At 49.5% G+C, this 12,721-nt stretch carries 28 protein-coding genes; all 28 read right to left on the bottom strand.

Going from position 1 to position 12,721, the window contains the following annotated elements; translation table 11 throughout:
• Positions 1-11: 11 nt before the first annotated feature.
• Complete coding sequence (rpsD, locus tag LG204_RS02690) at positions 12-641, bottom strand: 30S ribosomal protein S4 (protein ID WP_013441151.1); 630 nt, start codon at positions 639-641, stop codon at positions 12-14.
• Positions 642-670: 29 nt separating this feature from the next.
• On the bottom strand, positions 671-1,060 hold the full coding sequence (gene rpsK / locus LG204_RS02685; RefSeq protein ID WP_011478671.1) for a 30S ribosomal protein S11: 390 nt from the start codon (positions 1,058-1,060) through the stop codon (positions 671-673).
• Between the two features lie 13 nt (positions 1,061-1,073).
• Entirely contained in the window at positions 1,074-1,436 is a 363-nt protein-coding gene (gene rpsM / locus LG204_RS02680) for a 30S ribosomal protein S13 (RefSeq protein WP_230335823.1), read from the bottom strand.
• Positions 1,437-1,565: 129 nt separating this feature from the next.
• Positions 1,566-1,679 carry a 50S ribosomal protein L36 gene (gene rpmJ, locus LG204_RS02675; RefSeq protein ID WP_019899738.1) on the bottom strand — a complete coding sequence of 38 codons (114 nt, stop codon included), beginning with the start codon at positions 1,677-1,679 and terminating at the stop codon, positions 1,566-1,568.
• Positions 1,680-1,701: 22 nt separating this feature from the next.
• Positions 1,702-1,920, bottom strand: a complete 219-nt coding sequence (gene infA / locus LG204_RS02670; RefSeq protein WP_011478668.1) for a translation initiation factor IF-1 — start codon at positions 1,918-1,920, stop codon at positions 1,702-1,704.
• A gap of 18 nt (positions 1,921-1,938) precedes the next feature.
• Entirely contained in the window at positions 1,939-3,261 is a 1,323-nt protein-coding gene (gene secY, locus LG204_RS02665) for a preprotein translocase subunit SecY (RefSeq protein ID WP_230335822.1), read from the bottom strand.
• Positions 3,262-3,268: 7 nt separating this feature from the next.
• Entirely contained in the window at positions 3,269-3,703 is a 435-nt protein-coding gene (rplO, locus tag LG204_RS02660) for a 50S ribosomal protein L15 (RefSeq protein ID WP_013441148.1), read from the bottom strand.
• Positions 3,703-3,900, bottom strand: a complete 198-nt coding sequence (gene rpmD / locus LG204_RS02655; RefSeq protein WP_013441147.1) for a 50S ribosomal protein L30 — start codon at positions 3,898-3,900, stop codon at positions 3,703-3,705. The genes rplO and rpmD overlap by 1 nt, the downstream gene beginning before the upstream one ends.
• 2 nt (positions 3,901-3,902) lie before the next feature.
• A complete protein-coding gene (gene rpsE / locus LG204_RS02650; RefSeq protein ID WP_013441146.1) occupies positions 3,903-4,409 on the bottom strand; it encodes a 30S ribosomal protein S5 in 507 nt (168 codons plus the stop codon).
• A gap of 14 nt (positions 4,410-4,423) precedes the next feature.
• Positions 4,424-4,777: a 50S ribosomal protein L18 gene (gene rplR, locus LG204_RS02645; protein ID WP_230335821.1), complete on the bottom strand. Its 354-nt coding sequence runs from the start codon at positions 4,775-4,777 to the stop codon at positions 4,424-4,426.
• Positions 4,778-4,787: 10 nt separating this feature from the next.
• Positions 4,788-5,321, bottom strand: coding sequence for a 50S ribosomal protein L6 (rplF, locus tag LG204_RS02640; RefSeq protein ID WP_230335820.1), 534 nt, complete (start codon positions 5,319-5,321; stop codon positions 4,788-4,790).
• Positions 5,322-5,331: 10 nt separating this feature from the next.
• A complete protein-coding gene (rpsH, locus tag LG204_RS02635) occupies positions 5,332-5,727 on the bottom strand; it encodes a 30S ribosomal protein S8 (RefSeq protein WP_013441143.1) in 396 nt (131 codons plus the stop codon).
• A gap of 15 nt (positions 5,728-5,742) precedes the next feature.
• Positions 5,743-6,048 carry a 30S ribosomal protein S14 gene (gene rpsN, locus LG204_RS02630; RefSeq protein ID WP_013441142.1) on the bottom strand — a complete coding sequence of 102 codons (306 nt, stop codon included), beginning with the start codon at positions 6,046-6,048 and terminating at the stop codon, positions 5,743-5,745.
• An 8-nt stretch (positions 6,049-6,056) separates the two neighbouring features.
• A complete protein-coding gene (gene rplE, locus LG204_RS02625) occupies positions 6,057-6,596 on the bottom strand; it encodes a 50S ribosomal protein L5 (RefSeq protein WP_013441141.1) in 540 nt (179 codons plus the stop codon).
• 9 nt (positions 6,597-6,605) lie between these two features.
• On the bottom strand, positions 6,606-6,923 hold the full coding sequence (gene rplX, locus LG204_RS02620) for a 50S ribosomal protein L24 (protein ID WP_230335819.1): 318 nt from the start codon (positions 6,921-6,923) through the stop codon (positions 6,606-6,608).
• 10 nt (positions 6,924-6,933) lie between these two features.
• A complete protein-coding gene (gene rplN / locus LG204_RS02615; protein ID WP_013441139.1) occupies positions 6,934-7,302 on the bottom strand; it encodes a 50S ribosomal protein L14 in 369 nt (122 codons plus the stop codon).
• Between the two features lie 149 nt (positions 7,303-7,451).
• Positions 7,452-7,727: a 30S ribosomal protein S17 gene (gene rpsQ, locus LG204_RS02610; protein WP_013441138.1), complete on the bottom strand. Its 276-nt coding sequence runs from the start codon at positions 7,725-7,727 to the stop codon at positions 7,452-7,454.
• Positions 7,728-7,736: 9 nt separating this feature from the next.
• Positions 7,737-7,931 carry a 50S ribosomal protein L29 gene (gene rpmC / locus LG204_RS02605; RefSeq protein WP_013441137.1) on the bottom strand — a complete coding sequence of 65 codons (195 nt, stop codon included), beginning with the start codon at positions 7,929-7,931 and terminating at the stop codon, positions 7,737-7,739.
• 2 nt (positions 7,932-7,933) lie between these two features.
• Positions 7,934-8,350, bottom strand: coding sequence for a 50S ribosomal protein L16 (rplP, locus tag LG204_RS02600; RefSeq protein WP_230335818.1), 417 nt, complete (start codon positions 8,348-8,350; stop codon positions 7,934-7,936).
• Positions 8,334-9,047 carry a 30S ribosomal protein S3 gene (rpsC, locus tag LG204_RS02595; RefSeq protein ID WP_230335817.1) on the bottom strand — a complete coding sequence of 238 codons (714 nt, stop codon included), beginning with the start codon at positions 9,045-9,047 and terminating at the stop codon, positions 8,334-8,336. Before rpsC ends, rplP begins: the two co-directional genes overlap by 17 nt.
• 10 nt (positions 9,048-9,057) lie before the next feature.
• Entirely contained in the window at positions 9,058-9,387 is a 330-nt protein-coding gene (rplV, locus tag LG204_RS02590) for a 50S ribosomal protein L22 (protein ID WP_015829262.1), read from the bottom strand.
• Positions 9,388-9,396: 9 nt separating this feature from the next.
• Positions 9,397-9,672 carry a 30S ribosomal protein S19 gene (rpsS, locus tag LG204_RS02585; protein WP_230335816.1) on the bottom strand — a complete coding sequence of 92 codons (276 nt, stop codon included), beginning with the start codon at positions 9,670-9,672 and terminating at the stop codon, positions 9,397-9,399.
• 5 nt (positions 9,673-9,677) lie between these two features.
• Positions 9,678-10,511, bottom strand: a complete 834-nt coding sequence (gene rplB, locus LG204_RS02580; RefSeq protein ID WP_013441132.1) for a 50S ribosomal protein L2 — start codon at positions 10,509-10,511, stop codon at positions 9,678-9,680.
• Positions 10,512-10,519: 8 nt separating this feature from the next.
• Entirely contained in the window at positions 10,520-10,840 is a 321-nt protein-coding gene (gene rplW, locus LG204_RS02575) for a 50S ribosomal protein L23 (protein ID WP_015829261.1), read from the bottom strand.
• Positions 10,837-11,463: a 50S ribosomal protein L4 gene (gene rplD, locus LG204_RS02570; RefSeq protein WP_230335815.1), complete on the bottom strand. Its 627-nt coding sequence runs from the start codon at positions 11,461-11,463 to the stop codon at positions 10,837-10,839. Before rplD ends, rplW begins: the two co-directional genes overlap by 4 nt.
• On the bottom strand, positions 11,463-12,107 hold the full coding sequence (gene rplC, locus LG204_RS02565) for a 50S ribosomal protein L3 (protein WP_230335814.1): 645 nt from the start codon (positions 12,105-12,107) through the stop codon (positions 11,463-11,465). Before rplC ends, rplD begins: the two co-directional genes overlap by 1 nt.
• A 111-nt stretch (positions 12,108-12,218) precedes the next feature.
• Positions 12,219-12,527 (bottom strand): 30S ribosomal protein S10, encoded by a 309-nt coding sequence (gene rpsJ, locus LG204_RS02560; protein WP_013441128.1) that lies wholly within the window; start codon positions 12,525-12,527, stop codon positions 12,219-12,221.
• 76 nt (positions 12,528-12,603) lie between these two features.
• Positions 12,604-12,721, bottom strand: a 118-nt coding sequence (locus LG204_RS02555; protein ID WP_456085625.1) for an EF-Tu C-terminal domain-related protein, incomplete at its 5' end; no start/stop codon positions are given.

The raw sequence follows: 12,721 nt of genomic DNA, 5'->3' as shown, positions 1-12,721 counted from the left end.
ACGGCCCTGGATTACTTAGAGTAAAGTTCAACCACGAGCGATTCGTTAATGGTAGCAGGCAGTTCATCACGCTGAGGCTTAGCCTTGAAGGTACCCTTCAGAGCCTTGACATCAACTTCAAGCCACTCAGGGAAACCACGTTGTTCAGCAGCTTCCAGAGCACCCTTGATACGCAGTTGTGACTTGGAAGCTTCAGCAACCTGCACCACATCACCAGGACGAACCTGATATGAAGGAATATTCACACGCTTACCGTTCACCAGAATGCTGTTGTGGCGAACAATTTGACGCGCTTCAGTACGGGAAGAACCCAGACCCATACGATATGCAACGTTATCCAGACGGCATTCCAGCAATTGCAGCAGGTTTTCGCCTGTGATGCCCTTCAGGCGATCAGCTTCAGCGTAATAGCTGCGGAATTGGCCTTCAAGAATGCCGTAGATACGACGTACTTTTTGCTTTTCACGCAATTGCACACCATAGTCGGACAAACGCTGATTACGGCGCTGACCATGCTGACCAGGTGGGAAGTTACGCTTTTCAATCGCGCATTTGTCAGTGAAGCACTTTTCACCTTTCAGGAAAAGCTTCTCGCCTTCGCGGCGGCACTGACGGCACTTTGGATCAAGATTTCTAGCCAAGGTATTCTCCTAGTTCTATCAGGCGCGGCTTAGATGCGGCGCTTTTTGGGTGGACGGCAGCCATTATGTGGGACTGGCGTCACATCAGAAATGCTGGTGATTTTAAAGCCAACAGCGTTCAGTGCGCGAACAGCAGATTCGCGACCTGGACCTGGGCCCTTGATACGAACTTCAAGGTTCTTCACGCCGCATTCCTGAGCTGCCTTACCGGCGGCTTCAGCTGCAACCTGCGCTGCAAAAGGAGTACTTTTACGTGAACCCTTGAAACCTGCACCACCAGAAGTTGCCCAAGACAAGGCATTACCCTGACGATCAGTAATCGTAATAATCGTGTTGTTAAAAGAAGCGTGCACGTGGGCGATGCCCTCGGCAATGTTCTTTTTGACTTTCTTGCGTACGCGTACGTTAGCTTTAGCCATGTTGCATTATTCCTTACTTGGATGCCTTAATAGGCTTAATAGGACCCTTGCGCGTGCGCGCATTGGTCTTGGTGCGCTGACCACGGACTGGCAGGCCACGGCGATGACGTACACCGCGATAGCAGCCCAAATCCATCAGACGCTTAATGTTCATGGTAACTTCACGACGCAAGTCACCCTCAACCTTGAGCTTAGCGACTTCGTCGCGCAGCTTTTCAACTTCTGCATCATTCAGATCCTTGATCTTGGCAGTGGCAGAAACGCCAGCAGCCAAGCAAATCTGCTTCGCAGTGTTACGACCCACACCGTAAATCGAAGTTAAAGCGATTTCAGTGTGCTTATGATTTGGGATGTTTACCCCTGCTATACGAGCCATGTACCTACTCCAAAATAATGGCGCATTTAATTTTTTTACAAATCGCCAAAAAAGCCCAAAATTTTAACAGCTTGTACGAGTTTTAACAATCGTATTCGCTGATTTCACAACTAAATATGCGTTGCCTGATTAACCTTGGCGCTGCTTGTGACGTGGATCAGTACAAATAATACGTACCACACCACGGCGACGAACCACTTTACAATGACGGCATAACGCCTTGACTGAAGCACGAACTCTCATATTTCACCTCTTCGCAAAAACTTTATTTGGCGCGGAAAATAATCCGCGCACGCGATAAATCGTAGGGGGTCATTTCGACTGTGACTTTGTCACCTGGGAGAATACGTATGTAATGCATACGCATTTTCCCAGAGATATAACCCAACACTACATGACCGTTTTCCAGCTTAACTCTAAACGTTGCATTCGGAAGGTTCTCAAGAACCTCGCCCTGCATCTCGATTCTGTCTTCTTTTGCCATGCCGCTACCTGCGCCTGTTTAGCGAGTAATACCCGCACCGCCTTTAAAATTGGCTTTCTTGAGTAAGCCTTCGTATTGATTGGACATCAAATGCGCTTGAACTTGTGTCATGAAATCCATGGTCACAACAACAATAATCAGCAATGAAGTCCCTCCAAAGTAAAACGGCACGTTCCATTTCAATATCAGGAACTCAGGCAGTAAACATACGGCAGTAATATAAAGTGCACCTACCAAAGTCAAACGACCCATGATGCGATCAATGTACTTAGCAGTTTGGTCGCCAGGACGTATGCCTGGAACAAAAGCACCACTCTTCTTCAAGTTATCTGCTGTTTCTTTTGGATTGAATACCAATGCCGTATAAAAGAAACAGAAAAACACAATCGCAGTAGCGAAGAAAATAATATAGAGCGGCTGACCAGGCGATAAGGTAGTACCAATATCCTTAAGCCAGGAAAAATTCTCACTGCTTCCAAACCAGCCTGCCATGGTGGCAGGGAATAAAATAATGCTTGAAGCAAAGATAGGAGGAATAACACCCGCCATATTCAACTTCAAAGGCAAATGACTTGTTTGGCCACCAAATACTTTGCGCCCAACCTGACGTTTGGCATAGTTCACCGTGATTTTGCGTTGACCGCGCTCTACAAACACCACAAAGGCAGTGACCAGAACAGCAGCAGCAAACAAGAAGATCACAAGTGGTATGGAGAATGCCCCTGTACGAGCCAACTCCAGCGTTCCGCCAATAGCGTGTGGCAAACCAGCAACGATACCGGCAAAAATGATAATCGAAATACCATTACCAATTCCACGCTCCGTAATCTGCTCACCCAACCACATCAGGAACATGGTGCCACTTACCAGCGTGATCACCGCTGTGAATCGGAACATCAGACCGGGATCCAAAACCAACCCAGCTTGACCTTCCAGAGCAATCGCAATACCCAGAGCCTGAAAAGTAGCCAGGAACACCGTGCCGTAGCGTGTGTATTTGGTAATTTGTCGACGCCCAGCTTCACCTTCCTTCTTCAACTGTTCCATGCGAGGGGAAACCACCGTCAGCAACTGCATGATGATGGACGCCGAAATGTAAGGCATGATACCCAGCGCGAATACAGTGAAGCGGGAAAGAGCGCCACCTGAGAACATGTTGAACATGCCCAGAATGCCACCACTTTGCGATTCAAATAACTTGGCGAGCACATCCGGATCAATACCAGGAACCGGAATGTGCGCACCTAGGCGATAGACAACGAGGGCACCAAGCACAAACAGCAAGCGGCTTTTCAGCTCACTGGTCTTGCTTACCGTACCTAAAATATTATCCTTAGCCAACTTGCAATTACTCTACGATCTTGCCGCCAGCGGCTTCAACTGCAGCCTTGGCGCCTTTACTCAGCAACAAACCCTGCACAGTGATCGCGCGGGAAAGGTCGCCAGAAAGATATACTTTTGCAGCACGAGCAGATCCAGGGATAACATTGGCTTGCTTCAATGCCAACAGATCCACTACGTCAGCCTGAACTTTGTCCAGTTCGCTAGTACGCACATGGGCAGTGTCAGCCTTGGTCAGGGAGTTGAAACCACGCTTAGGCAGACGGCGCTGAATAGGCATTTGACCGCCTTCAAAACCAACCTTGTGGAAACCACCAGTACGGGACTTTTGACCCTTGTGACCACGACCTGCAGTCTTACCCAGGCCAGAACCAATGCCGCGGCCAACACGACGCTTGGCGTGCTTGCTGCCTTCAGCGGGCTTGATGGAATTCAGTTTCATTATGCTTCAACCTTTAACAGATAGCCGACTGTATTGATCATGCCGCGATTTGCTGGTGTATCCAGCACTTCAACGGTTTGATGCAGACGACGAATACCCAGGCCGCGAACACATGCACGATGCGATTGAATACGGCCAATGGTACTTTTTACCAAAGTCACTTTTACTGTAGCTGCTGCTTTTTTTGCCTTAGCCATGATTAACCTCTGATTTCTTCGACGGTCTTGCCGCGTTTTGCAGCAACTTCAGCCGGAGTATTCATAGACTGCAAGCCATTTAATGTAGCACGCACAACGTTGTAAGGATTGGTAGAACCAATGCACTTAGCCAACACGTTAGTAATGCCCATCACTTCAAAAATAGCGCGCATTGCGCCACCAGCAATAATGCCGGTACCTTCAGAAGCTGGCTGGATGAATACTTTGGCAGCACCGTGAACACCGGTGACTGCGTGATGCAATGTACCGTTATTCAAACTTACCTTAACCATACCGCGACGCGCTTCATCCATTGCCTTTTGTACAGCAACTGGAACTTCACGCGCCTTGCCCTTGCCCATGCCAACGGCACCGTCGCCATCACCAACCACTGTCAGCGCAGCGAAGGACATGATACGACCGCCCTTAACCACTTTAGTGACGCGGTTGACCGAGATCATTTTCTCGCGCAAACCATCGGTTTGCTGTTGTTCAATATCTTTAGCCATCATCAACCTCGTAATTAGAAGGACAGACCGTTTTCGCGCGCAGCATCAGCCAGCGCTTTGATACGGCCGTGGTATTTGTAACCCGAACGGTCAAAAGCCACAGAAGTAATGCCGGCAGCCTTCGCCTTTTCAGCAATACGCTTGCCGATCACAGCTGCAGCAGCCACATTGCCACCATTCTTGATGTCTTTGCGAACTTCCACTTCAAGGGTAGAGGCACTTGCCAACACCTTGTCGCCGGTTTCCGCAATGATCTGGGCATAAATATGGCCATTACTGCGGTGAACGCTCAAACGCGTTACCTTTAATTCTGCGATTTTGGCACGGGTTTTACGTGCACGACGCAGGCGTGAATTTACGTTATTCATGGCTTAAACCTTACTTCTTCTTGGTTTCTTTGATAGTGACCACTTCATCGGAATAACGAACACCCTTGCCCTTATAAGGCTCTGGAGAACGATATGCACGAATCTGGGCAGCCACCTGGCCAACAACCTGCTTGTCGACACCGGTCAACAAGATTTCGGTTTGCGTTGGGGTCTGCACGGTCACACCTTCTGGCATCTTGTGGTTAATCGGATGGGAAAAACCCAGATCCAGATTAAGAGTAGCGCCTTGCGCCTGAGCTTTATAGCCCACACCAACCAGATTAAGCTTGCGGGTAAACCCTTGTGACACGCCTTGCACCATATTGGCGACCAAAGCGCGTACGGTGCCCGACATTGCACGAGAGTGCTGGCTATCATTAGCGGCAGCAAATGTCAGGCTATCTCCTTCGCGAACAATATTAACCACACCTGTCAGCGCTTGATTCAGCTTGCCCAGAGGGCCGCTAACTGCAATGTTGCTTGCAGTCAATGCAACTTCAACTTTGGCAGGAATAGCGACTGGGTTTTTAGCTACACGAGACATTGTATTCCCCTTAAGCTACTACGCAGAGCACTTCACCACCAACACCGGCAGCACGCGCTTTACGATCAGTCATCACACCCTTGGATGTAGACACGATAGTCACACCAAGACCATTCATTACCACAGGAATATCCTGATTGCCACGGTAAATACGAAGACCAGGGCGACTTACGCGCTCGATCTTCTCAATTACAGGGCGACCAGCATAGTACTTGAGGCTGATATTCAATTGTGGCTTGCCATCGACAGACTGCACCGCAAAATCATCGATATAACCTTCATCCTTCAGAACGCTAGCAATAGCGCCCTTCAGCTTTGAAGAAGGCATAGAAACAGTTTGCTTGTTGGTGCTCTGCGCATTACGAATGCGCGTCAGCATATCGGCAATCGGATCACTCATACTCATCGTCTAATTCCTCCGTTACCAGCTGGCTTTTGTAACGCCTGGCACTTCGCCACGCATCATCAACTCGCGCAGCTTGCCGCGCGCAATACCAAACTTACTAAATACGCCACGAGGACGACCAGTCAGAGCGCAGCGATTACGCAGGCGAACTGGGCTGGAATTACGTGGCAGACTTTGCAGCTTAAGGCGTGCAGCGCGACGCTCTTCAGGACTTGCTGCAGCATTATTCATAGCAGCAGTTAATTCAGCGCGCTTGGCGGCAAATTTTTCTACTGTATCGCGACGTTTTTGTTCGCGTTCAATTAAACAGGTTTTAGCCATTGTTAGCCTCAGTTCCTAAACGGGAAGTTGAACGCTGCAAGCAGTGCACGCGCTTCTTCATCAGTTTTTGCTGTTGTCGTGATGGTGATATTCATACCACGCAAAGCATCAATCTTGTCGTACTCGATTTCTGGGAAAATAATCTGCTCGCGCACACCCATGTTGTAGTTACCGCGACCATCGAACGACTTTGCGGAAATACCGCGGAAGTCACGAATACGTGGAATAGCCACAGTAATCAAACGATCCAGGAACTCATACATACGCTCACGACGCAAGGTGACTTTGCAGCCAACAGGATAATCATCACGAATCTTGAATGACGCAATGGACTTACGGGCCTTGGTGATGACAGCTTTTTGACCAGCAATCTTCTCCATATCGCCAACGGCGTTTTCCATTACCTTCTTGTCAGCAACCGCTTCACCAACACCCATATTAAGAGTGATCTTCTCAATGCGTGGAACTTGCATTGGCGAGGTGTAGCCGAACTGCTCGGTCATAGACTTGACCACAGTATCTTTATAAAAATCTTTTAAACGAGCCATGATTAACCCTTACGCGTCCACAACTTCGCCGCTGGACTTAAAAACACGGACCTTGCGGCCATCATCCAGTGTCTTGAAACCCACGCGATCACCTTTTTGGGTGGCGCGGTTAAATAAAGCAACATTAGAAGCATCAACAGGCATTTCCTTGCTGATGATTCCGCCAGCCACACCACGCATGGGGTTAGGCTTAGCATGCTTCTTAACCAAATTAACGCCTTCAACTACCACTTTGCCCGAATCCAGAATGCGCAATACAGTACCGCGCTTACCTGCATCCTTGCCAGTATTCAGAATTACTTCGTCACCTTTGCGAATCTTACTCATCTCAACGCTCCTACAATACTTCTGGGGCTAGAGACACGATCTTCATGAAACGCTCACCACGAAGCTCACGGGTCACAGGCCCGAAAATACGCGTACCGATAGGCTCGAGCTTGTTGTTAAGCAACACTGCTGCATTGCCATCAAACTTCACCAGAGAACCATCCGGACGACGAACACCCTTAGTGGTACGAACCACTACGGCACTATATACCTCGCCTTTTTTAACACGACCGCGGGGCGCAGCATCCTTGATAGTGACCTTGATCACATCACCGATACCGGCGTAACGACGCTTGGAGCCACCCAATACCTTGATACACATTACGGAACGCGCACCAGTATTATCGGCAACATCCAGCCGAGATTGCATTTGAATCATGAGAATAATCTCCAACTTAATCCGTTAAACCAACACCGGCCGCGAGCATCACGGCCGACAGCACTACGGTCAGTATTGGGGCGCCAGCTTGCATGGGCGCCAAAAAGTCCGTCATTATATATTGCATCCCAGACGGGATGCAATATAAATTATATGTTGCGTGTTTTTTCTACGATCTTGCTGACTTTCCAGGTTTTGGTCTTAGAAAGCGGACGGCTTTCCTCAATCACTACCAGGTCACCTTCCTTGCACTCGTTGTTTTCATCGTGTGCATGGAATTTGTTGGATCGGCGAACGACCTTGCCGATAAGTGGATGCTTAACTTTGCGCTCCACCAATACGGTTACGGTCTTGTCCATTTTGTCGCTGACTACGCGACCAGTCAGACTGCGTACAACTTTATCTGCTTGTGTATCGGTCATCATCTACTCACCTTAAGCTTGCTTAGCTTTTTCAGCCAGCACGGTACGTACACGAGCAATATCGCGGCGAACCTTGCTTACCTGATCAACTTTGTTTAATTGCTGAGTAGACAATTGCATACGCAACGAGAATTGAGCACGACGCAGGTCGATCAACTCATTGTTCAACTCATCAACAGACTTGTTTCTTAAATCACTAGCTTTCATCTTTAACTCCCGATATGACGAGTTGTGAAAGTAGTTTCGATTGGCAACTTGGCTGCCGCCAAGCGGAACGCTTCGCGGGCCAACTGCTCACTCACACCATCCATCTCGTATAACATCTTGCCCGGTTGAATTTCAGCAACGAAGTATTCCGGACTACCTTTACCGTTACCCATACGAACTTCAGCAGGTTTGCTGGAGATTGGCTTGTCGGGGAAAATACGAATCCACACACGACCACCACGCTTGATGTGACGTGTCATCACACGACGAGCAGCCTCAATTTGACGCGCAGTCAAACGACCACGGCCAATAGCCTTCAGACCAAACTCACCAAAGCTCACCTTGTTACCGGTAGTAGCAATGCCTTTATTACGGCCCTTCTGCTGTTTACGGAATTTCTGTCTAGCTGGCTGCAGCATTTTTCGCCCCCGACTTTCTTACTTTCTTTTCTGGTTCAGCAGGTACTGCAGCTTGTTGCTCGGCATGAGTGCCAAACACTTCGCCCTTGAATACCCACACCTTGATGCCAATGATACCGTAGGTGGTTTTAGCTTCAGCAACACCATAATCGATGTCAGCACGCAGAGTATGCAACGGCACACGGCCTTCGCGATACCATTCCGTACGCGCGATTTCGATACCGTTCAGACGGCCCGAGCTCATGATCTTGATGCCTTGAGCACCCAGACGCATCGCATTTTGCATTGCACGCTTCATTGCACGACGGAACATCACACGCTTCTCAAGCTGTTGAGCAATGCTCTCAGCGATCAGCGTTGCATCGATTTCAGGCTTGCGCACCTCTTCGATGTTCAAGTGAACTGGCACACCCATCAGACCTTGCAGGCTAGAACGCAAAGACTCAATGTCTTCACCCTTCTTACCAATAACCACACCTGGACGGGCACTGTAGATAGTGATCTTGGCATTCTTTGCAGGACGCTCAATCACGATCTTGCTAACAGCGGCGTGCGATAACTTCTTCTTCAGAAACTCACGCACCTTGATGTCGCTATTCAGCATAGCCGGGAAGTTCTTGCTGTTGGCGTACCAACGAGATGACCAGTTCTTCTGGACACTCAGACGGAAACCAAACGGATGAATTTTCTGACCCATAACGATTCCTTTAGTTACCGACAGTCACTGTAATGTGACATGTAGGCTTAATAATCCGTCCAGCACGACCTTTGGCACGCGCACGAATACGTTTAAGAACAATGCCTTTGTCGACATAAATTGAAGTCACCTTCAACTCATCGATATCGGCACCTTCGTTGTGTTCAGCGTTAGCGATAGCGGACTCAACAACCTTCTTAATGATCTCAGCACCCTTTTTAGGCGTGAAATTCAGAATGTTGAGTGCGTAATCAACTTTCTTGCCGCGAATCAGGTCAGCAACCAAGCGAGCCTTTTGCGGGGACAGATGAACACCTTTTAATACTGCGGATACTTGCATCGTCATCTCCTACTTCTTGGCTTTTTTATCGGCAGCGTGACCCTTGAACGTACGGGTCAGCGCGAATTCGCCGAGCTTGTGGCCTACCATATTTTCCGAGATCATCACTGGCACGTGTTGGCGGCCATTGTGTACAGCGATCGTCAGACCAATGAAATCAGGAAGAATGGTGGAACGACGGGACCAAGTTTTGATTGGCTTCCTATCGCGAGCAGCAACAGCCACTTCCACCTTCTTAGCCAAGTGCCCATCAATAAATGGGCCTTTTTTAATTGAACGTGCCATTTTCCTTACCTCTTATTAGCCGGACGACGGCTTACGCGCATGTTGTCGGTGCGCTTGTTGCTACGTGTACGATAACCCTTGGTAGGCGTACCCCATGGGCTTACTGGATTCATACCAGCAGCGGTCTTACCTTCACCACCACCGTGCGGGTGATCAACCGGGTTCATCACCACACCGCGGACGGTAGGGCGAACACCGCGCCAACGCATCGCACCAGCCTTACCGATAGAGCGCAATGAATGTTCTTCATTACCCACTTCACCGATGGTTGCCTTGCAATCAACGTGTACACGACGAACTTCACCGGAACGAAGGCGCAACTGAGCGTAGCTGCCTTCGCGAGCCAGCAACTGGACCGAAGTACCGGCTGAGCGAGCAATTTGCGCGCCCTTGCCTGGCATGATCTCTACGCAGTGAATGGTGCTACCAACCGGGATATTGCGCAAAGGCAATGCATTACCCACCTTGATCGGAGCATCAGAACCGCTCACCAGTTGCGCACCAGCAGAAACGCCACGAGGGGCGATGATGTAGCGACGCTCACCATCCGAATAAACCAAGAGCGCAATGTGCGCGCTGCGGTTTGGATCGTATTCCAGATGCTCAACCTTGGCGACGATACCATCTTTGTTGCGACGGAAATCAATCACGCGGTAGTGTTGCTTATGACCGCCACCTTGGTGACGTGTCGTGATGTGACCGTTGTTGTTACGGCCAGCTTTTTTGCTTTGCTTCTCCAGCAGAGGCGCGTAAGGCTTACCCTTGTGCAACTCAGGTGTAACAACCTTAACGACTGCGCGACGGCCAGGGGAAGTCGGCTTGACTTTAATCAGTGCCATAATATCTCCTATTCGCCTGCTGCAAAGTTAATTTCTTGGCCTGGCTTCAGGCTCACATAAGCCTTTTTCCAGTCCTTGCGACGACCCAGCACACGGCCTGCGCGCTTTACTTTGCCCTTAACATTGGCAACAGTAACAGCGGCAACTTCGACCTTGAAAACCAGTTCAACAGCAGCCTTGATTTCCGGCTTGGTTGCATCAGTACGCACCTTGAATGCGATCTGTTGGTTTTTGTCAGCAACGTAAGTCGCTTTTTCCGTGATTTGCGGAGCCAGGATGACTTGCAGCAAACGATCTTGAGTAGCGATCTGGTTCAGATTTGCGCTCATGCCAGCATCTCCTCTAATTTCTTGACTGCAGCCTTGGTCGCCACCACGTTCGGGAAGCGAACCAGACTAACAGGATCAGCGTATTGAGCTTCAACAACCAGAATGTTAGGCAGATTGCGAGCGGAGAGGTAAAGGTTTTCATCAAAACCATCAACCAGCACCAGAACACCTTCACCGTAACCCAGACCCTTGATCTTCTCGACCAGAGCTTTGGTTTTTGGAGTATCAACTACAAACTCTTCAATGACGCTCAAACGATCCTGACGGACCAATTCCGACAGGATGGAACGCATACCAGCGCGGTAAACCTTGCGGTTAACCTTGTGGCTGAAGTTTTCATCAGGGCTATTTGGGAAAGCACGACCGCCTCCACGCCAGATTGGGCTGGAGCTCATACCTGCACGTGCACGGCCAGTACCCTTTTGGTTCCATGGCTTATGAGTAGTGTGGCTTACATTGCCACGACCCAGTTGTGCACGCGTAGCTGTACGCGCATTTGCCTGGTAAGCAACAACCACTTGATGCACCAGGGCTTCGTTGAATTCGCGACCGAAGGTTACTTCGGAAACTTCAACACCGCTTTTGGCCGGCTTGCCGTTTTTATCGATTAACTTGAGTTCCATTATGCACCTGCCTTAACAGCGGGACGAACGACAACATCGCCACCTTTGGATCCTGGAACAGCACCCTTGATCAGCAACAGATTGCGCTCTGCATCAACGCGAACGATTTGCAGATTTTGCACAGTAGTCTTCACAGCGCCCAGGTGACCAGGCATACGCTTACCTGGGAATACACGACCTGGATCCTGCGCCATACCGATAGAGCCGGGTACATTGTGTGAACGGGAGTTACCGTGAGAAGCACGGTTGGAGCTGAAGTTGTGGCGCTTGATTGCACCAGCGAAGCCCTTACCAAGTGATACGCCAGTTACATCAACATACTGACCAGCCTCGAAAAGCTCCACGGTGATCTGACCGCCAACTGCATAGTTGGCCAGAACATCCTCAGCAACAGCGAATTCTTTGATGCCAGAACCAGCAGCAACGCCAGCCTTAGCATAGTGACCTGCCAGCGCCTTGGTTACACGGCTAGCACGACGCTCGCCATGCGCAACCTGGAGACCAGCATAACCGTCGCTAGACGGTGTCTTAACTTGTGTCACGCGGTTAGGTATAACTTCGAGCACAGTTACCGGAATGCTTTCGCCTTCATCGGTAAATACGCGGGTCATACCCACTTTGCGACCAATAAGCCCTAAGCTCATGATCAATTCCTTATAATAATTAAAAGGCCGATTACAATTGATCGGCCGATTTTTAATGCAAGCCCGGGATTATATCCGAGCCTGCAACCAAACACAACTTACAGTTGTAAATTACAGCTTGATTTCTACGTCAACACCAGCTGGCAGATCCAGCTTCATCAGCGCATCCACTGTCTTATCCGTAGGATCAACAATGTCCATCAGGCGCTGATGGGTACGAATTTCGAATTGGTCACGAGAAGTCTTGTTTACGTGAGGGGAGCGCAGCAAGTCGAAACGCTCAATACGCGTAGGCAAAGGAACCGGGCCTTTGACAACTGCGCCGGTGCGCTTGGCAGTTTCTACGATTTCCAGAGCAGACTGATCGATCAGGCGATAGTCAAATGCTTTGAGGCGAATACGGATTTTTTGAGCAGCCATGTTGTTTCCTTAAAGAGCGATGTTTCCAAAGAACAAAAAGGCCGCAAGCATAAGCTTGCGGCCTGAGAAGTATAAATTACTCAATAATTTTCGCGACGACGCCAGCACCTACGGTACGGCCACCTTCACGAATCGCAAAGCGCAGACCGTCTTCCATCGCGATCGGGGCAATCAGCGCCACGGTGATGGATACG

Origin of the sequence: Methylovorus menthalis (assembly GCF_020523625.1) — a bacterium.
Lineage (GTDB): Bacteria > Pseudomonadota > Gammaproteobacteria > Burkholderiales > Methylophilaceae > Methylovorus > Methylovorus menthalis.
This window is presented reverse-complemented; position numbering and strand designations above follow the sequence as displayed.